15 protein-coding genes are annotated in these 18,321 nt (G+C 75.9%); 8 read left to right on the top strand and 7 right to left on the bottom strand.

Annotation, left to right across the window (positions count from 1 at the left end; genetic code table 11):
- Nucleotides 1-165 precede the first annotated feature (165 nt).
- Nucleotides 166-1,353, top strand: coding sequence for an L-cysteine desulfhydrase Cds1 (gene cds1 / locus ACZ6ZT_RS04370; protein ID WP_469715402.1), 1,188 nt, complete (start codon nt 166-168; stop codon nt 1,351-1,353).
- 28 nt (nt 1,354-1,381) lie between these two features.
- On the opposite strand, the gene ACZ6ZT_RS04375 is transcribed toward cds1, so the two are convergent.
- A complete protein-coding gene (locus tag ACZ6ZT_RS04375; RefSeq protein ID WP_469715405.1) occupies nt 1,382-1,870 on the bottom strand; it encodes an SRPBCC family protein in 489 nt (162 codons plus the stop codon).
- Nucleotides 1,871-2,114: 244 nt separating this feature from the next.
- Between ACZ6ZT_RS04375 and ACZ6ZT_RS04380 the strand changes: the two genes are divergently transcribed.
- The gene (locus ACZ6ZT_RS04380) at nt 2,115-4,499 is read left to right on the top strand and encodes a hypothetical protein (protein WP_469715406.1); all 2,385 of its coding nucleotides are present in this window, start codon (nt 2,115-2,117) and stop codon (nt 4,497-4,499) included.
- Here the strand turns inward: ACZ6ZT_RS04380 and ACZ6ZT_RS04385 are convergent.
- The 5 genes from ACZ6ZT_RS04385 to ACZ6ZT_RS04405 form a co-directional block, all read right to left on the bottom strand.
- On the bottom strand, nt 4,450-6,933 hold the full coding sequence (locus ACZ6ZT_RS04385) for a right-handed parallel beta-helix repeat-containing protein (RefSeq protein ID WP_469715408.1): 2,484 nt from the start codon (nt 6,931-6,933) through the stop codon (nt 4,450-4,452). The genes ACZ6ZT_RS04380 and ACZ6ZT_RS04385 overlap by 50 nt on opposite strands.
- A gap of 184 nt (nt 6,934-7,117) precedes the next feature.
- Nucleotides 7,118-7,729 (bottom strand): Rv1733c family protein, encoded by a 612-nt coding sequence (locus ACZ6ZT_RS04390; RefSeq protein WP_469715409.1) that lies wholly within the window; start codon nt 7,727-7,729, stop codon nt 7,118-7,120.
- Between the two features lie 297 nt (nt 7,730-8,026).
- Nucleotides 8,027-8,854 (bottom strand): MOSC domain-containing protein, encoded by an 828-nt coding sequence (locus tag ACZ6ZT_RS04395; protein WP_469715410.1) that lies wholly within the window; start codon nt 8,852-8,854, stop codon nt 8,027-8,029.
- Nucleotides 8,855-8,927: 73 nt separating this feature from the next.
- Entirely contained in the window at nt 8,928-9,461 is a 534-nt protein-coding gene (locus tag ACZ6ZT_RS04400) for a DUF6643 family protein (protein ID WP_469715412.1), read from the bottom strand.
- A 269-nt stretch (nt 9,462-9,730) separates the two neighbouring features.
- Nucleotides 9,731-10,939, bottom strand: a complete 1,209-nt coding sequence (locus ACZ6ZT_RS04405; RefSeq protein WP_469715413.1) for a glycosyltransferase — start codon at nt 10,937-10,939, stop codon at nt 9,731-9,733.
- Between the two features lie 174 nt (nt 10,940-11,113).
- On the opposite strand from ACZ6ZT_RS04405, the gene ACZ6ZT_RS04410 reads away from it, so the two are divergent.
- From ACZ6ZT_RS04410 to ACZ6ZT_RS04425, 4 genes are all read left to right on the top strand, one after another.
- Nucleotides 11,114-11,914, top strand: coding sequence for a glutamate racemase (locus tag ACZ6ZT_RS04410; protein ID WP_469715414.1), 801 nt, complete (start codon nt 11,114-11,116; stop codon nt 11,912-11,914).
- Nucleotides 11,915-12,030: 116 nt separating this feature from the next.
- Nucleotides 12,031-12,828, top strand: coding sequence for an MEDS domain-containing protein (locus tag ACZ6ZT_RS04415; RefSeq protein ID WP_469715416.1), 798 nt, complete (start codon nt 12,031-12,033; stop codon nt 12,826-12,828).
- Nucleotides 12,825-13,772: an anti-sigma factor RsbA family regulatory protein gene (locus tag ACZ6ZT_RS04420; RefSeq protein ID WP_469715418.1), complete on the top strand. Its 948-nt coding sequence runs from the start codon at nt 12,825-12,827 to the stop codon at nt 13,770-13,772. Before ACZ6ZT_RS04415 ends, ACZ6ZT_RS04420 begins: the two co-directional genes overlap by 4 nt.
- A 105-nt stretch (nt 13,773-13,877) precedes the next feature.
- Nucleotides 13,878-15,161 (top strand): hypothetical protein, encoded by a 1,284-nt coding sequence (locus tag ACZ6ZT_RS04425; protein WP_469715419.1) that lies wholly within the window; start codon nt 13,878-13,880, stop codon nt 15,159-15,161.
- A 1-nt stretch (nt 15,162) separates the two neighbouring features.
- On the opposite strand, the gene ACZ6ZT_RS04430 is transcribed toward ACZ6ZT_RS04425, so the two are convergent.
- Nucleotides 15,163-16,125, bottom strand: coding sequence for an ADP-ribosylglycohydrolase family protein (locus tag ACZ6ZT_RS04430; protein ID WP_469715420.1), 963 nt, complete (start codon nt 16,123-16,125; stop codon nt 15,163-15,165).
- A 177-nt stretch (nt 16,126-16,302) separates the two neighbouring features.
- On the opposite strand from ACZ6ZT_RS04430, the gene ACZ6ZT_RS04435 reads away from it, so the two are divergent.
- Complete coding sequence (locus ACZ6ZT_RS04435; protein WP_469715421.1) at nt 16,303-16,818, top strand: hypothetical protein; 516 nt, start codon at nt 16,303-16,305, stop codon at nt 16,816-16,818.
- A 214-nt stretch (nt 16,819-17,032) separates the two neighbouring features.
- Nucleotides 17,033-18,301: a serine hydrolase domain-containing protein gene (locus ACZ6ZT_RS04440; protein ID WP_469715423.1), complete on the top strand. Its 1,269-nt coding sequence runs from the start codon at nt 17,033-17,035 to the stop codon at nt 18,299-18,301.
- Nucleotides 18,302-18,321 lie beyond the last annotated feature (20 nt).

An 18,321-nucleotide genomic window follows, 5' to 3' on the forward strand; every position in this document is an offset into this window, starting at 1 on the left:
CTGCACCCTCGGTAGCGCTCCACCAGGGTCACCCACGGTGGGCTCCGGTGCAACCGAACGCGACCGAAAGCGATCCGCATAGAAACCCAAAGTAACCATTTGTGCAGGTGAGAGGGGTACATTGCGAAGGCAGGGGGTCATGGGACGGACAAAGGAGCAAGGCGCATGAGCACCACCGGCACCACCGGTACGACCGGTACGACGGCTGCGGACAGACGTGCGGCCGCGGCCGCCGCGAGCCCGGTCCTGGCGACGGTCGACATCGACCGCAGCGACGCGGAGTACCGCGCCTGGCTCAAGGAGGCCGTGCGCAAGGTCCAGGCGGACGCCAACCGCTCCGCCGACACGCACCTGCTGCGCTTCCCGCTCCCCGAGGCCTGGGGCATCGACCTCTACCTCAAGGACGAGTCCACGCACCCGACGGGCTCCCTCAAGCACCGCCTGGCCCGCTCGCTGTTCCTGTACGCGCTCTGCAACGGCTGGATCCACCCCGGCCGCCCGGTCATCGAGGCCTCCAGCGGCTCCACCGCCGTCTCCGAGGCCTACTTCGCCAAGCTCATCGGCGTCCCGTTCATCGCGGTGATGCCGAGGACCACCAGCCCGGAGAAGTGCCGCCTCATCGAATTCCACGGCGGGCAATGCCACTTCGTCGACGACCCGATGAAGATGTACGAGGAGTCCGCCGATCTGGCCGCCCGCACCGGCGGCCACTACATGGACCAGTTCACCTACGCCGAGCGGGCCACCGACTGGCGCGGCAACAACAACATCGCGGAGTCGATGTACCAGCAGCTGCGCCTGGAGCGGTACCCGGAGCCCACCTGGATCGTGGCGACCGCCGGCACCGGCGGCACCTCCGCGACCATCGGCCGCTACGTGCGCTACATGCAGCACGACACCCGCATCTGCGTCCCGGACCCGGAGAACTCCTGCTTCTTCGACGGCTGGACCCACCACGACCCGCACGCGAGCAGCGACTGCGGCTCGCGCATCGAGGGCATCGGCCGGCCGCGCATGGAGCCGAGCTTCGTGGCGGGCGCCATCGACCGCATGATGCGCGTGCCGGACGCGGCCTCCGTCGCCGCCTGCCGCGCCCTCGAACAGGTCATAGGGCGCAAGGCGGGCGGCTCCACCGGCACCGGACTGTGGAGCGCGCTGAAGATCGTCTCCGAGATGGTCGCGGAGGGGCGCACGGGCAGCGTCGTCACCCTGCTCTGCGACCCGGGCGACCGCTACCTCGACAAGTACTACTCCGACGCCTGGCTGGCGGCGCAGGGGCTCGACATCGCCCCGTACGCGAAGACCATCGAAACGCTGCTGGACACGGGGGACTGGCGCGAGCCGGCCGCCTGAGGCGCGGCCGGGGTGCGAGGCCGCCGCCTCAGCCCCGGGCGCGGGCCGTCAGGCGGGCGTCGAGGGCGCGTACCGCCGTGCGGAAGGAGTGGCCGAGGGCCGGGCGGGCGGCGGTCAGCGCCAGTCGGAACGGGGCCGGGCCGTCGGCCGCGAAGGTCCAGCGCACGAGCGTGCCCGGGCCGTCCGCGACCGGCGCGAGGAGCCACTCCTCCACCAGGGCGCGCACGCCCGGCGCGTTGGTCTCGTCGACCCGGTACGCGTAGCGCCGCCCGGGTTCCGCCGCCAGCACCGTCTCCAGGAACCGGACCCCGCCGGTCAGCCGGACCTCCCGCCCCGCGCCGCCGCCCGTGGGCCGGGCCAGGGCCACCGCCCCGAACCAGTCCGGCCAGCCGGTCACCTCCTCGGCGAGCGCCCGGTACACGGCGTCGGGCCCGGCCGAGAGCCGGGCCCCGAAGGCCAGCCGGAGGGGAGCGTCGTCGGTGAAACCCAGCCCGACGGGGCGGAGTTGGCGGGTCATACGGGTACCCCCTGGGCCGGACCGGACGGGACTGCCGCGCCACCTTAGCTGGCTCTCCGTCAGATGTCTGCGGGGGTGGGGGCGTCGTGGCGGCCGGGTCGGGCGTTGGCCGGGTCCCGCGGTTGGTCGGGCCTGAGGCGGCCGGGTCCCGGGGTTCACACGCAAGGGGCCTGGGCAAGGCGGGCGGTGGGCGGGATGCTGGAGGGGCCGCCCCGCGCACCACCCCCTCACCCGCGGAGGCCCCGTGCCAGCCGTGCCAGCCGTGCCGGATCCGCTGTCCCTCGAACTCCTCGTCCACGGAGTCGCCGGAGCCCCGCCCGGGGAACTGCTCCGCGACCCCCACCCCGTCCGGATCACGGGCGACTCCACCGCCGCCGTGTTCCGCCGCGCCGAGGACGCCGACGCCGAGGCCCACCCCGGGCGTTACGCCGGCCGGCCCGTCCGCGAGGCCTACTGCTGGTCCCGGCTGACCTCCGGCAACGGGGCCCGCGCCCTGTGGCTGCTGCTCCTGCCCTTCATGGTGGTCAACCTCGCCCACTGGGCCCGGCCCGCCGCCCCGGCCGGCGCCAAGGCCCCCGCCCGCGCGGTGCGGACGTACGGGCTCCTCGTCCGGGTCCTCGCCCTCAGCCTCACCGTGCTGCTGGTCGCGGCGGCGTGCGAGGTCGCCCTCGACCTGCTGGCCTGGCAGTGCGCGGGCAACCCCGCCTGTACGCCGTCCCGTTCCTGGCTGGGCTTCGCGGGGCCCGGCCGCTGGTGGGGCCAGCCCGGGCGGCGCCTCGCGCTCGGCGCCCTGGTCCCGGCCGCCCTGACCGGCCTGCTCTGGTACCTCTCCAACCGCACCTGGAGCGCTTACGAGTCCCAGCCGCCGCCGGCCGCCGCCCCGGGCGGCGCCACCCCCGGCCGGGAGGCGGCGGCCCCGCTCGGGCGGCCCGGCTTCTGGTACGGCCGGCGCATCGTGGCCCGGCTGCGGGCCGCCCACACCGCCGCCGGACTGCTCACCGTCGCCGTGGCAGTCGCCGCGCCGGCCATCCGCCACGACCGGGGCAGCGCCGCCACCGGCCCCGCGCTCCGGGCCGCGGGCTGGGCCGTCGAGGCGCTGCTCGCGGCCGGGGCCGCCACGGTGCTCTGGGTCGTCTGCCGGCGCGGCCGCAGCGAGGCCCGGCCCGACCACCGCCTCGACCGGGCCGCGATCACCCTGCTGCCCGGCGGGGCCCTCGCCCTGCTGGCCGCCGTCCTCCTGTACGCGGGCTGGTCCCGCCCCGGCTGGGTCGCGGCCGGGCGGCTCCCGGGGGACTTCGCGTTCGGGGTGCTGATGCTCGGTCAGGGCTGCTGCGTCCTGGCCCTCGCCGCCGTCGCCCACCGCCTCCAGCGCGGCGCGCCCCGCACCGGAGCCGCCCTGCGGGGCTTCGGCGGGCCCGCCGTCGCCATGCTCGGGTGCGCCCTGGGCGGGGTCATGTCCGGCGGGGTCGCCCAGCGCGTCGCCGACTGGATCGACGGCGGCGCCACCCCCGGCATGCCGCCCGGGGCCGCGTTCCCGGGCCCGCCCGTGCTGCTGTCCTGGCAGGCCGCCGTGCTGCCGCCGCTGCTGCTCGTGCTCGGCCTGCTGTCCGCCGGGGTGGGCACCCGGGCCGCCCTCGTGCGGCGCCGGACCGCCGCCACCGTCGCCGCCGAGTACCCCGGCGAGCCGCCCGACACCGACCGCAGCCGGCGCATCGCCGGGGCGCGGGCCGCCGCCGCGCTCACCGACTCCGCGCCCTGGTTCGTGGGGGCCGTCTCCGGGATCACCCTGCTGCTCGGCACCGGCGCCCTCGCCGGGGCCTGGCTCAGCGGACGGGTCCCGGCCGAGGCGGCGCGCGGGGCCGGACCGGTGCTGGAGACCGCCGCGCGGGCCGCGCAGGACACCGGGTCGTGGCTGATCGGCCTCGGCATCGCCGCCTTCGCCGCCTGGGGCCGCCGCGCCTACCGCGACCCCGCCGCCCGTCGCACCATCGGCATCCTCTGGGACGTCGGCACCTTCTGGCCCCGCGCCGCCCACCCCTTCGCCCCGCCCTGTTACGCCGAGCGGGCGGTGCCCGACCTGGCCTGGCGGATGACCGCCTGGACCGCCCGCACCGGCGGCCGCCTCGTCATCTCCGGCCACTCCCAGGGCAGCGTCCTCGCGGCCGCCGCCGTCTGGCAGCTGTCACCCGCCGCGCGCCGCCGGGTCGCCCTGCTGACGTACGGATCGCCGCTGGCCCGGCTGTACGGGCGCTGGTTCCCCGACTGCTTCGGACCCGGGCCGCTGGCCGCCCTGCACCGGGACCTCGACCGCTGGCGCAACCTGTGGCGGGCCACCGACCCGATCGGCGGCCCCGTGGGCGCCGGCGCCGGGGACCGGGAGCCGGTGGACGTGGGCCCCCTGCGCGATCCGCTCGCCTACGGGCGCAGCCCCCGACAGCCGCTGCCCGCGCCGATCCTCGGCCACGGGGACTACCAGGCCGATCCGGTGTTCGACGCCGAACGGGACGCGCTGCTGGCACGACTGGCCGCCGCCGCGCGGGCCGACGTACAGGACACGCGGGAGGTCCCCGGTCCGCGGCTCAGTGCGCCGCGCTCGGAGCGGGCAGATCCGCCGGGAACAGGAGGGTGAGCTCGTCCGTGCTCGGCTCGGTCAGCTGCGCGACCCGGCCCGCGTGCCGCTCCACCATCGACTCGAAGGTCTGGCGCGCGGTGCGGCCGTTGCCGAACGCCGGGCCCTTCGGCAACTGGGTGAAGTACGCCAGCAGTGCCTGCGCGGTGCCCTCGCCCAGCCGGTACTCGTGCTCCTCCGCCTGCTGCTCCACGATCCGCAGCAGTTCCCGCGGCCCGTAGTCGCCGAAGGTGATGGTGCGCGAGAACCGTGACGCCACCCCCGGGTTGACGGTGAGGAAGCGGTCCATCTCCTCCGTGTACCCGGCGACGATCACCACCACGGCGTCCCGGTGGTCCTCCATCAGCTTCACCAGCGTGTCGATCGCCTCGCGGCCGAAGTCGCGCCCGGAGTCCTCCGGCGCCAGCGCGTACGCCTCGTCGATGAACAGCACCCCGCCGCGCGCCCGGTCGAAGGCCTCCTGCGTCCGGATCGCGGTGGAACCGATGTGCTCGCCGACCAGGTCCACCCGGGACACCTCCACCAGGTGCCCGCGCTCCAGCACCCCGAGAGAGGCCAGGATCTCCCCGTACAGCCGGGCGACGGTGGTCTTGCCGGTGCCGGGGGAGCCCGTGAACACCAGGTGCCGGCGCACGGACGCGGCCTTCAGGCCCGCCTGCTGCCGCCTGCGGCCCACCTCGATCATGTCGGTGAGGGCCCGCACCTCGCGTTTGACGCTCTCCAGGCCCACCAGCGCGTCCAGCTGTCCCAGCACCTCGCCCGAGTCCCGGGCCGCGCCCGCTTCCCGGTCTGTCTTCGGGCCGGCGCCCGCCGGGGTGTCCGCCGGATCCGGCAGGTCCGCGGAGCGCTGGCCGGGGAGCCCGGCGCCGCCGCGGTCCGCGAGGTCCCGGGCCGCCGTCACCGTACGGATCCCCGGCCGCGCCCCGGCGTGCGCGCCGCCGCCCGCCGCCTGGGCGGCGAGCCGGGGACCGGGCTCGTCGCCGGTGCACTCCTCGGCGAGCGGGCCGTCCTCCGCGAACTCGTAGCCGCCGCGCGCGCAGCGCTCGGTGTGGCAGCGGGTGAGGCTGGTCCGGCAGCCGTCGATGACGTGGAAGCCGAAACCGGAACTGCCGCTCACCCGGCAGGCCGTGAAGGTGCCGCGGCCACCCGCCGACACGTAGAAACCGGCCTCGGCGGCGGAGCTGACCGTGCACCGCTCCAGCGTCGGATCGGCGCCCTTGGTGACGATCACGCCCGTCTGGACGCCGTCGATCGTGCAGTTGGCGAGGGCGCCGCCGCTGCCGTGGTCCCGGAACCAGGCCCCCGTGCCGGCCTCGCGGATGCGGCAGTCGTCGAGCTGCGCGCTGGCGCCGTCGCTGACCGAGACAGCCGTGTTGCGGACCTGCGTGAGATCGCTGTCGACGACGTCGACGCGCGACCCCCGGTCCAGGACGAACAGGGCGTCCGGCACGTCGTGCACCCGGCACGAGTCCAGCGACACGCTCGCCCCGTCGCTGATCCACACCGCCGGATAGTCCCCGGTGCTGTCGTGGATCTCGCAGGACTCGGCGTCCACGCGCGTCCCCGGATCCCAGACCGACAGCCCGTTGCGCCCGAACCGGCGGACCGTGGTGCGGCTGAGGGTGAGCACCGAACGCGAACGCAGGTCGACGGCGTTCTCCGGGATGTCGTGGATGTCGCAGCCCGCGAGGGTGAGTACGGCGTCGGTGTCGAGGGTGACCCCGTCGGCGGAGGTGCGGTGCACCGAGCAGTCGGTGAGGCGGGCCGCGGCGCGCCCCGCGATCTGCACCCCGGCGCCCTTGATCTCGTAGACCTCGCAGCCCAGTGCCTCCAGACCCGAGCCCTCGCCGGTCACCGCGATGCCCGCGCCCGTGGCGTGGTGGATCCGGCAGCGCTCCAGCCGGGGGTGCCCGCCGCGCACCGATACGCCGGCCTGGCCGGCGGCCACCACCTCGCACTCCTCGAAGACCCCGCCACCGCCGTCCAGGACGGAGATCCCGACCCCGGCCGGATTCTCCACCGTGCACCGGCGCACCAGCGGCCGGGCCCCGCCGCGCACCTCGATCCCGGCCGCGGAACGGGTGTGCACCCGCAGGTCGCTGAGCTCCGGAGCGCCGTCCTCGACGAGCAGCGCGGGCGCCGCCCGGTCCGCGCCCTCCAGGTAGAGGTCCTGGACCACGGCCGAGGCGCGCACCGTCAGCGCGACCCCGTCGAGCGGGGCGATCCGTACCGACCCGGCGACCGCGCCCTCCGGCCCGCGCAGGGTCACGGCATGCCGCAGGACCAGGTTCTCCCGGTAGGTACCGGGGGCGATGGACAGCACGTCGCCGTCGCCCGCGACGGCGAGCGCGGCGCTCAGCGTCGGATACTCACCGGAACGCCGTCGCCACCGCGAGGCCCCGCCGTGCGTCACCTGGACCGTGCCCTGAGCCATCGTGCTGTCGCGCCCCCACCCTCGTACTCGCGTTGTCGAAGCGGCCCGGAACATCCGACGCGGCCGCAGCGGTCCGGAACCGCCGCAGCGGCCCGGGCGGCCGGAGCCGTCCCGTGCGGCCGAAGCGGCCACCGACCGGCCCGCGGCCCCACCGTAGCGCGCGCGGGGCCGGGGAGTTGCCAGGTCAGCTGCCCGCGCCCGCCCGGCCCCAGTCGGGTCCGGTCGCGGCCCACGCGCGGTCCAGACGTATGTACCGCCGATGCATGAGCCGGCGTACGACCAGCCGCCGCAGCGTCTCCGCCAGCGCGGCCGCCGTCAGCGCGGCGGCCAGGCCGGCCACGCCCGCGTGGAACGACGCCGCGGCCGGGTCCAGCGGCTGCCCCACCAGCCGCCCCTTGACGTCGGTCCAAATGCGGAACCGCTCCCCGGGCCGGGGCGGTTCCTGCGCCGCCGGCACCGTGCCCCGGTGGCTGCTGCCGTCCGGCGCCGTCCACGCGGCCACGATCGGCGTCCGCTCCGGGGCCTGCCGCTGCTCGGCCGCGTCCGGATTCGCCCCGGCGACCGGACCCGGCGCCGGGGACACCACCACCGCCGGGACCAGATACCGCCCCTGCCGCTGCTCGCGCGCGGCCCGCTGCAACGTGCCGTCCACCTTCAGTCCCGCCGCGCAGCCCACGGCCGGAGCCACGAGCAGTACGCACACGAGCGCCGCCAGGGCCACCCACGCCTCGAACAGGTCGCTCGGCCGGCGCAGTGGATTGCGCCGCCAGCGCCACACTCCCATTGCTGTCCACACGGTCCCGGCTCCCCCTACTAGCGCCAGTCATCCGTCCGTCTTGTCGGTCTGCCCGCTCCAGCCTTCCGCATGTCCGGCGCACGCGCATTCCGGGACATGCGGGACGAGTGTCACCCGATCCGGTGCTCACGGTCGCGGTGGGTGTGCACGCATCCGCCTGTTCCAACGGCCCCGCGCCGCCCAATGGTTCCGGTGGACGCCCGGAGCCCCTCGAAGGTGTTGTTCCACCTCCGTTCCGCCCGCCGTGGTCAGTGGCGTGCGCGGCCGTCCGGTCGCCGCGGCGCGGGCCGCCCGCGCTCACTCCAGGACGCGCACCTCGTCGCCCACCCGCACCGTGCCGAGGACGACCGGCACCAGCTGCCGCCCGAAGGCCAGCGACTTGCCGATCCGCCGGTGCGCGGCCAGGGTCTTCAGCGGCTCCCGGCCGCGCTCGGCCGTCGTCTGGTCGGTGGTGGTCACGATGCAGCGCCCGCACTCGCGCGCGCCCCGGAAGACCGCGTCTCCGACCGCGATGCGCCGCCAGCCGTCCTCGGCCCAGGCCGCCGCCGGTCCGCCGACCACCAGGCTCGGGCGGAAGCGGTTCATGGGCAGCGGCCCCTCGTGCGGGTGGTCGCCCTGGGCGATCAGCGCGTTCAGGGCGTCCAGCGAGGCGGTGGTGGTCAGCAGCAGTGGATAGGCGTCCGCGAGGCTGACCGTCTCGCCGGGCAGCGCGTAGTCGGGGTCCACGGGCCGGCGTACGGCCGGATCGTCGAGGTGGACCAGGCGCGCGGGCTGCCCCAGGTAGGTGCTGAACCAGTCGGCGGCCGCGCGTCCCGCGACGACCGTGTCGATCTTCTTGCCGAACAGGACGACCGGCTCCAGCGGGCCCGGTTCCGGCACCGCCACGGCCAGCTCCGCCATGCCCGGCCCGGACAGCAGGACGCGCCCGCCGTCGAGCGGACGCGCCGAGGCCAACGCCAGCCGCGCCTGCTGGCGTTGGGTGATGACCGCGCCCGCCTCGTCGACCACCGCCCACCGGCGGTCGCCGGCCAGCCCCCAGGGCTCCACGGCCGCCTGGTCGGGAGCGGTGCCCGTCAGCGACTTGACGGGATGGACGTGGAGCGACTGGACGTACAGGTTCGGCATGGACCCCATGGTGCCAGCCGCCCGCGCCGGATCCCCAGTCCGTTTCGCCGAGGGCACCGGGGCCGGGGGCCCGTCAGTAGCCGCGACCCTGGTACGGACGGCCGTACGGGTCCTCGTACGAGGGCCCCTGCGCGGGCGTCGGCACCGGCCGCGGGGCCGCCGGGCGCATGGCCTCGTACCCCGTGCCGGCCGCGACGGGCCGGGGCTGCTGCTGCGGCGGGGGCTGCGGAACATAGCCGCGGGCCGCCATCGGCTGCTGCTGCGGAATGTAGGGGGCGGGCGCGGCCTGGAGCGGCACCGGCATCTGCATCTGCATCGGCTGCTGCTGGGGCGCCGCCTGCTGCGGGTAGGCGTACCCGTACCCCGGGCCGCCCTGCTGCTGCGGCATGGCGGGCGCGGCCGGCAGGGCGGGCAGCGCGGACGGGAGGGCCGGCAGGTACCCACCGCTCGCATAACCGGCACCGGGGGACTCGTAGGCGGCCGGAACGCGGATGGGGGCGATCTGCGGAGTACCGCGTTCGGCGACGAGGGAGTCGTAGATGGGGGTGTCCGGGAAGGAAGGCGCGGAGTAGTAACCGCCGCCATAAGTGGAGCGGGGGGAGGTCATGGGACCTAAGTTAAGCCCACGACTTCACGGGGTCCATAGCGAGGTGCCGTCAACACCGCCCTGACCTGCATATTCCCAGGTCAGGGCCACAGCTTTCACTTGACGTTCACCTGCGCGATTCGCCACTTGCGCCCCGGGTTGTTCCTACTCGTCCTCAGCGGTTGGGTGTTGCACCTATCTGACGCTGACACAGGGTCACGACGCGTGACCCCGGCTGACGCCCCCTCAGCCGGTGCGCGGCCGGATGCGGGGCCCGGCGCGCGGCCGTTTCAGGCGTCCGTCGGGCGGGCGTAGGTGCGCCCCTTCCACGCGGCGCCACGCCCCCGGTAATGCTGGACGGCGGAGTCCACGGTCATCAGCAGGTACAGCAGGGCCGTGAACGGGAGCAGCGCGGCGAGCACCGCCGGCTGGCGGTGGTAGCGCACCATCGGCAGGTACGTGCCGGCCATCAGCAGCCAGGCCAGCCCCCCGGCCCAGGCCACCGCCGGGCGCCCGGCCGCGAGCCCCGCGCAGAGCGCGGCCGGCGGCACCAGGTAGACGAGGACCAGCCCCGCGACCGTCCCGGCCAGCAGCAGCGGCCGGTGGCGCAGTTGGGCGTACGCGCTGCGCGACACCATCCGCCACAGGTCCCCGAGCGCCGGGTACGGGCGCACGCTGTCCACCCGCTCCGCCAGCCCGAGCCAGATCCGCCCGCCGGAGCGCTGCACCGCGCGGGCGAGGGAGACGTCGTCGATGACGGCCTGCCGGATCGAGTCGGGCACCCCGGCCCGGACGGCGGCCCCGGTCCGCAGCAGCACGCAGCCGCCGGCGGCCGCGGCGGTCCGGGCGCCCGGCCGGTTGATCCGGCGGAAGGGGTACAGCTGCGCGAAGAAGTACACGAAGGCCGGTACGACGAGCCGCTCCCAGGGGCTGACGACGCGCAGCCGGGCCATCTGGGAGACGAGGTCGAGGTCGGCGCTGGTCGCGGCGGCCACCAGCTCGCGCAGGCTGTCGGGCTCGTGCGCGATGTCGGCGTCGGTGAGCAGCAGGAACTCCGGACCGGCGGCCTCACCGTGACCGGCGCTCCCGTTGACGCGGGTCCGGGAGCGGCCGGCGCGGACGTGGGCGATGCCGTGCCGCAGGGCCCACAGCTTGCCCGTCCACCCGGGCGGCGGGTCCCCCGGCGAGAGCACGGTCAGCGGCAGGCCCGGCTGCTCGGCGGCCAGCCGGGCGGCGAGGGCGGCGGTGCCGTCGGTGCTGCCGTCGTCGACGAGGACGATCTCGGCCTCGCCGGGGTAGTCCTGCGCGAGGAGCGAGGGGAGGCTGCGGGGGAGCACCCCGGCCTCGTCCCGCGCCGGGACGACGATGGCGACGGAGGGCCAGCGGGCCGGGGCGGTGCGCGGGGGGAGCCGGACGTCGGTGCGCCAGAACATGCCCTGGGCGAGGGTCAGCCAGAGCCAGGCGGCGAGGGAGGCGTAGGCGGCGAGGAGGAGGCCCATGCCCGCAGTGTGCCGAACCCCGCGCCCCGTGTCGCGTACCGCGACGGCACGGCGTCCCCCGGGCCGGGGGCGGATGGTGGCGGGGTCCGCGGCGGGGGATGGGGGTGGGCCGAGCCGGGGACGCGGGGGCGTGCGCGGCCGGGGGAGGGGCGGCCCGTCGATTAAGGTGACCAGGTGAAGATCGCCCTGATGGACTCCGGAATCGGCCTCCTCGCTGCGGCCGCCGCCACGCGCCGGCTGCGGCCCGACGCCGATCTGCTGCTGTCCTCGGACCCCGACGGGATGCCCTGGGGGCCGCGCACGCCGGCCGACCTGACCGAGCGGGCCCGCGCCGTCGCGCGGGCCGCCGCGGCCCTGCGTCCGGACGCGATGATCGTGGCCTGCAACACCGCCTCCGTGCACTCCCTGGACACCCTCCGCGCCGAGCTGGAGCCCGGCATTCCGGTCATCGGCACGGTGCCCGCGATCAAGCCGGCCGCGGCCGCCGGCGGCCGCGTCGCGATCTGGGCCACCCCCGCCACCACCGGCAGCCCCTACCAGCGCGGGCTGATCCGCGACTTCGCCGCCGGGGTGCCGGTCACCGAGGTGCCCTGCCCCGGTCTCGCCGACGCCGTCGAGGCGGCCGACGGGGCCGCCGTCGTACGCGCCGTCGCCGCCGCGGCCGAGCTCACCCCGGCCGACGTCACGGACGTGGTGCTCGGCTGCACCCACTACGAGCTGGTCGAGGGACCGATCCGGGCCGCGCTGGCCGCCCGTACCGGGGGCGCCGCCCTGACGTACCACGGCTCCGCCGTGGCCGTCGCCGTCCAGGCCCTGCGGCGCATCGGAGCCGAACCCGCGCCGGACCTGCCGCGCACCGGCGGCCTGACCGTCCTGCACAGCGGCCGCCCGGCCACGCTGTCGCGGGCCGCCCTGGACTACGCCGAGGGCAGGCTCCTCGCGGGCCACGAGCAGGGCGTCCCGGTAGCGGGCTGAGGCCAGGCCCACGCCCCGGCAGCGCACTGCGGTGGACCCCGCGGGCAGCCCTGCGAGCGTTCTAGACTTGGAGGACTTGAGCAGATCACGGGCAGGTGTGGCGGCGAGGAGTGGAAGTGAGGGCAGCGAAAGCCCTGGCGGCACTGGACGGGGTGGCGCCGGGCGACCACGTCTGCTGGCGGGTCGGCGACGAGCGTGGCCTCGCCGGCGGCCTGGAAACGTTCGTCGCGGACGGTGTCCTGTTCGGCGACAGGCTCGTGGTGGTCGGTACCCCGTCGTCCCTGACCGCGGTGGGACGACTGCGCTCGGTCCCCGCGTCCGCCGTGATGATCGACGCCTGCGAGAGCGCCGGCTCTCTCGCCCTCACCGTGGACCACGAGGTGCGACGGGCCAAGAGCGCCGGTTTTCCCTCGACCCGGGTGCTGGCATGCCGCGAGCCCGGGCCGGAGGCCTTCTCCGGGCTCATGGAGGACGAGCTGGCGCTCGACGAGACGGCGGCCCTCAGCGGCGCCACCGTGCTCTGCGCCTACCTGCCCGGCCGGTGGAACGCGGCCGACCTGGAGCAGGTCATGTGCGTACACCCGCACACCCTGGGCACCCGACCTGAACTGCCCGCGTTCCACATATACAGATCGACGAACGAGGACTGGAAAGTGTCAGGGGTGATCGATTCGGACGGGGCCCAGGCCTTCGGCACCGTGCTGCGGGCCGTTCTCCGGCGCACCCCCGCCATCCGGCTCCGGTTCGACGAGGTCGAGCTCATGGACGCCGCCGGCATGCGCGCCCTCGTCGAGGCCGCGACCCACCTGCCGGGGCACTCCGTGGTCATCGAAGGCGCCAACCGCATCGTCAAGCTGTCCTGGGAGCTCTCCGGCTACGCCGTGCCCGACATCCCGGTGGAGGTGATCGCGTGAGCACCACCACGCAACCGGAGAACGGCTTCCGCCACGAGCTCTACCCCTACGTCGGCGACGACCAGTTCCTCAGCGGTGCCCTCGACTTCATCGGGGAGGCCCAGGAGGCGCGCGAGGCAGTGATCATCTCCGTGCCCGGCGACCGCGAGGCCCTGCTGCGCGCCGAACTCCCCGACTCCAAGGCGGTCACGTTCCTCGGCGCGGCCGTCCCCGGCCGCAACCCCGGCAGGCTGCTGGCCATGTGGCAGGACGAGATCGCCCGGTACGCCGCCGAAGGACGGCCGCTGCGCGGCATCGGCGAGTCCGCCTGGCGCCAGGTGCGTACGCCCTCCGAGGCGGCCGAGCTGCGCTACCACGAATGGCTCCTCAACCTGGCCTTCGCGCGGAGCGCCGCCTGGTACCTGCTCTGCCCGTACGACACCGCCGGCGACGGGCAGGGCGCGCTGCCCGTCATGGCCCGCTGCCACCCCTTCATCCGCCGCGACGGCGCCGCCTCGGCGAGCGGCGACTATGACCGGGACGCCCCGTACGCCTTCGAGGAACTCGACACTCCCTGCGACCCCCTGGACGAGCTGGCGTACACCCGCGGCCAGCTGACGGCCGTGCGCGAGAAGATCGCCACCTGCGCGGGCGAGGCCCACATGCCGGAGAACCGGCTGAGCGAACTCCTCCTCGCGGTCACCGAGATCGCCTCCAACAGCATCCGCCACGGCGGCGGTCGCGGAACCCTGCGGACGTGGACCCAGGACGCCGCCTTCGTCTGCGAGTTCCGCGACGCCGGTCACATCGAGGACCCCCTCGCGGGCAGGATCCGGCCCGCCCACGACCAGTACGGCGGCCGCGGCCTGTGGCTGGTCCACCAGCTGTGCGACCTGGTGGAGATCCGCTCAACGCCCGCGACGGGCACGGTCGTTCGCCTGCACATGTGGCTCACCACGCAGTGACCGGGCACGCGTCCGCGCGCTGAGCGGCGCGGGCGCGGGCCGGGCGGGCTCGGTGGTGTCCGAAAGGCTGTTCCCAGGAGCCCCGGAGGCTCGCATACTGGGCCCGTGATTGCCTACGCCAAGCACCTGCCCACGGGGGCGGCACCGGCAAGTGGCATCGGTGCCTGGGGAGTTGAGGCGGCCGGACGATGGCGGGCGGCCCGGGCGCCCGCTGTCTTCGCCCCCGTCGCGGGGAGCCGGGCGCTCGGCGCCCTCGTGGCCCTCTCCCTCGTGCTGCTGCTGTGGAACGAGGGCTCCGACCCGGCCGTCGGTACCGCCTGGGCCGCCTACGCCGGTGCGGTGCTGCTGGTGGCGCTGCCGCTCTGGTACCGGTTCCTGCCGGCCGCCGCCGTCGTGTCCGCCGCGCTGCTCGCCGTGGCGTCGGCCGTCGCCTGGCCGGGGGCCCCCGGCTCCGACGCGGCCGGGCGGTGCGGGCTGGTCCTGGTGTGCGCCGTGTCGCTGTGGGCGCTGGCCGGGGCGCTCCTGCGGCTGCGGGCCCGGCGCCGGCAGGCCCGGCTCGCCCGCGCCGCGGCCGGACCGGCCCGCCACCCGCTGCCGCAGCGGCTGCCCCTCGGGCACGACCGGCGCGGCAACCTGCCGATGCTGTGCGGCGGCTTCCTCTGCCTCGTCGCCGCGGGCATCCTGCTCGACGGGATCCTCGGCGACCTCGGCGACGGAGCCCCGTACGACGCCATCGGCCAGCAGCGGGTCGCGTTGCCGCTGCTCGTCGTCGGCACCACCCTGCTGGGCCGGGGCTGGACGGCCGACCTGGCCGCGCGGCGGCTGCACGGCGCGCCTCAGCCCGTGCTGGTGGTGGGCGTACGGGTGGCGCCGTCCGGGCACTTCTGGCTCTACCCGGACGCCGACAGCCCGGTCGGGACGCCGCTGATCGCGTACCGCCCGCGCGGCGGGGACACGCGGGAGTCCGTACGGCAGCTGGCCCGGGCGGCGGACGGGCGGTACCCGCGCGGACTGCACGACATCGACGCGCGGGCCGAGCCCTTCGAGGCGGTGCTCTACGGTCCGCTCCACGAGGGCGCCGAGATCGTCGTCGAGTACGCCGTCCACGGCGGGACCGGCATCTCCGCCTCCGTCGCGGCGGCCCCGCTGCTGCCGAGGCTGCGGGCGGGGCTGGACCAGTGGGTCCCGGCCGGCGTCTCCTACCGGGAGACGATGGAGCGGCGCCGGGTGCGCTTCCCGCTGTACGACCCGCCGCCGCGCTCGGCGTCCACCCGCGGCGCCGCGGCCGCGACCGGCACGGGCACCGGCGCCGCAGCGGGGGGCGGCTGCGGCGGGGACGGCGGCTGCGGCTCCGGCTGCGGGGGCTGTGGCGGCTGCGGCTGCGGCTGACTCAGCGGGGCGCCGCCAAGCGGTGGGCCAGGGCACGCAGGGCGGAGGCGTCCAGGAGACGGGTGGGCGCGCGGCGGCCGTCGGCGGGCGGCGGGCCGGGCAGCGGGACGTGGAGCGGGGCCGTCCAGGCCTCCGGGACCGCACCGGCCCCGTACACCGCGCCGGCCAGCGTCCCCGTCACCGCCGCGACCGTGTCGGTGTCGCCGCCCAGGTCCACGGCGGCCCGTACGGCCCGCGCGAAGCCGGAGGTCGTCCGCAGCGCCCACACCGCCGAGCCGAGGCACGGCCACACGGCCCCGTTGAACTCGGTGGCCGGCCCGGGGTGCCAGCCCGGGTCGAGCACGCGCGCGTACCGCTCGCGGTGGCCGGGGTGCACCGCGTCCAGCACCGAGGGCAGCGCCGCGAGCGGATCGCCCCCCTCCAGAGCCACCCGTACGAGTTCGTGGAGCACCGCGGTGCCCTCCCAGGCGGCCCGGTCGCCGTGCGTGAGCGCCGCGATCCGCCGGGCGGCGTCCATGGTGGCGCTCCGGCCCTCGGGGGCGAACCAGACGGCCGAGGTCGCGGCCCGCATCAGGGAACCGTTGCCCGCCGCCCGCGCGTTGACCTGGAAGTGCAGGGCCGCGGCCAGGTCCCAGGGCTCCCCGTTCGTCAGGACGTCCTCGGTCTGGAGGCCGATGTCCTTGGGCTCCCAGGCCGCCCACTCCCGGAACCGCCGGAACAGGTCGGGCAGATCGAGCCCGCCGTGGGCGAGGAGGGACTCCCCGACGAGGACCGCCATCTGCGTGTCGTCGGTCGCCTCGCCCGGGTCCCAGCCCCCGCCCCCACACATCTCCTGACCCCGCGCGCTCAGTTGCCCCGCCGGCCCGAACTCGTACGGCGCCCCGAGCGCGTCCCCCACCGCCGACCCCAGCACCGCTCCCACGGCCCGGTCCAGCCGCCCCGTCGAGCCGTCCCCACCCGCCACGCGATCCCCTCCCGCCCGACCACATTCCACCCACCACACCGCCGAGCCTGCCGCACACCGGGCGGCGCCGGAAGGGCGGGGCCGGGGGCCGCGCGCCCTCCCCGTCCCCCGCCGGGGTGTGCGCCGAGTGGTGGAGAGGGGGTGGCGGGGGAGCGGGACGTGGGTACGCTGCTGGACATGACGGTTCACCCTCCGGGTCCGCTCTGGACGGGCCGGGCCTCCAACCGGGTGCAGTGGCTGCTGGCCGCGGCCGGCGCCGCCTGTCTCGCGCTCGGCGTCGAGCTCGCCGTCGACAGCGCGTGGACCTCCGGCATGGTGGCGCTGCTCATGTCCGTGATCGGCTGCCTCGCCGCCGGGCTGCTCATCCTCTACGGCACCCTCGCCTTCGTGCACGTGGAGGTCAGCGTCGACGCCGAGCGGTTCGACGTGCGCTGCGGGCACATCGGGCTGCCGCGCCGCACGATCCGGCTCTCCGAGGTCACCGCCGCCGAGTTCCGGCCCCGCATCACCCCGCAGCAGTGGGGCGGGTGGGGCTACCGCTGGCGGCCCGACAAGGGGACCGCGATCATCGTCCGGCGCGGCGAGGGCGTCGAGCTGCGGCTCGGGGACGGGAAGCTGTTCACGGTCACCGTCGACGACGCCGAGAACGCCGTCCGCGTGATCCGTACCCACCTGCGCGCCCTCGCCCGCTAGCGGCCCCTTCCGCGAAAGCCCCCCGACTGGCCCATTCCCCGCCGTCGGCGTTTCATCGAAGGACCAGGTCCCGCCCCGTGGCCGCGACGGCTCGTGCCGGGGCGTGCGCGATCCGTCGTCCCTCGCCCCCGGCGGGGGACAGGGGCTCGTCACGGCAGGAGAGCGTCATGGTCCTCGCAACCCGTGCGGCAGGCCCGGCCGGCCTGCCCGAGCCATGACCGCGCACCGGGGCCGCGCCCGGCTGGTGCTGCTGTGCGCCGCCGCGCTGGTGGGCACGGCCCTGCCGGCCGGCGACGGCTGGGCCGCCACCGGAGCGCGGGAGACCGCGCCCGCGTCCTGCGCCGCCTCCCCCGCGCCGACGGGCGGCGACGCCAAGCGGATCCTGGACATCGCGAAGACCACGCAAAAGGAGCTCGATCTCAAGTCCGTCGTGCTGCGGGTCACGCGCGACGGCCGGGAGGTCGTCACGGCCGCCCTGGGCGAGTCGATGTCCGGCGTCCCGGCCACGGCGGACATGCACTTCCGAGTCGGTTCGGTGGCCATCGTCTACATGGGCATCGCCGCCCTCCGGCTCGTCGCGGACGGCAAGGCCGGCCTCGACGAGCCGATCTCGCGCTGGCTTCCCGACGCCCCGCACGCCGACCGGATCACCCTGCGCATGCTGGGCGCCAGCACCTCGGGCCTGCGCGACTACGTGCCCGACCCCGCATTCGTCGCCGCCCTGTACGCCGACCCCTTCCGCCAGTGGACGCCCGACGAGCTCGTGGCGATCTCCGCCGCCCACCCCCTCCTGTACGAGCCGGGCACGAGCTGGAGCTACTCCCACGCGAACTTCGTGCTCCTCGGGCAGGTCCTGGAGAAGATCACCGGCCTCCCCCTGGCCACCGTGCTGGAGCAGCAGGTCATGGGTCCGGCCGGGCTGGACAACACCCGCAACGGCGCGACCCCCGAGATCGAGGAGCCCGTCCTGCACTCCTACGACGCGGAGCGCGGGAAGTACGAGGAGGGCACCTACTGGAACCCCTCCTGGACCACCGCCCCCGGCGCGGTCCTGAACTCCCACATCTGCGATCTGGCCCGCTCCGCCGAGGTGGTCGGGACGGGCGCGCTCCTCACGGCCCAGGCCTTCAAGACCCAGCTCGACCCGGGAACCGTCGGCCTCGGCGGCAACACGCCCGGCTGCCCGCCCAAGGACTGCTTCCGGCAGCTCCCGGTACGGCACTTCGGGTACGGCGTGATCGTCCAGAACGGCTGGATCCAGTCGAACCCGTCCTTCGCGGGATACGCGGCCATCCAGGCCTACCTCCCGTCCGAGCGGCTCGCGGTGGCGGTCACCACGACCGTGGGACCCGGCGCGCCCGCGTACAACACGGCGCAGACCATCGCCGGCCGCATCGCCGGGGCCCTGGCACCCGGCCACTCCCTCATGGGCGCGGGCCAGGCCGAACCCAGCCCCGCCAAGCCGGCCGGGCCCGGCGGCTAGCTCCTTACCGGCCCTTGGGG

Source organism: Streptomyces sp. NPDC102258 (assembly GCF_055584685.1).

Bases quoted from the DNA above. Each gene is read 5' to 3' on its own strand.
- cds1 (WP_469715402.1), top strand. From the start codon at position 166: ATGAGCACCACCGGCACCACCGGTACGACCGGTACGACGGCTGCGGAC.
- ACZ6ZT_RS04375 (WP_469715405.1), bottom strand. From the start codon at position 1,870: ATGACCCGCCAACTCCGCCCCGTCGGGCTGGGTTTCACCGACGACGCT.
- ACZ6ZT_RS04385 (WP_469715408.1), bottom strand. From the start codon at position 6,933: ATGGCTCAGGGCACGGTCCAGGTGACGCACGGCGGGGCCTCGCGGTGG.
- ACZ6ZT_RS04395 (WP_469715410.1), bottom strand. From the start codon at position 8,854: ATGCCGAACCTGTACGTCCAGTCGCTCCACGTCCATCCCGTCAAGTCG.
- ACZ6ZT_RS04400 (WP_469715412.1), bottom strand. From the start codon at position 9,461: ATGACCTCCCCCCGCTCCACTTATGGCGGCGGTTACTACTCCGCGCCT.
- ACZ6ZT_RS04405 (WP_469715413.1), bottom strand. From the start codon at position 10,939: ATGGGCCTCCTCCTCGCCGCCTACGCCTCCCTCGCCGCCTGGCTCTGG.
- ACZ6ZT_RS04435 (WP_469715421.1), top strand. From the start codon at position 16,303: ATGACGGTTCACCCTCCGGGTCCGCTCTGGACGGGCCGGGCCTCCAAC.
- ACZ6ZT_RS04440 (WP_469715423.1), top strand. From the start codon at position 17,033: ATGACCGCGCACCGGGGCCGCGCCCGGCTGGTGCTGCTGTGCGCCGCC.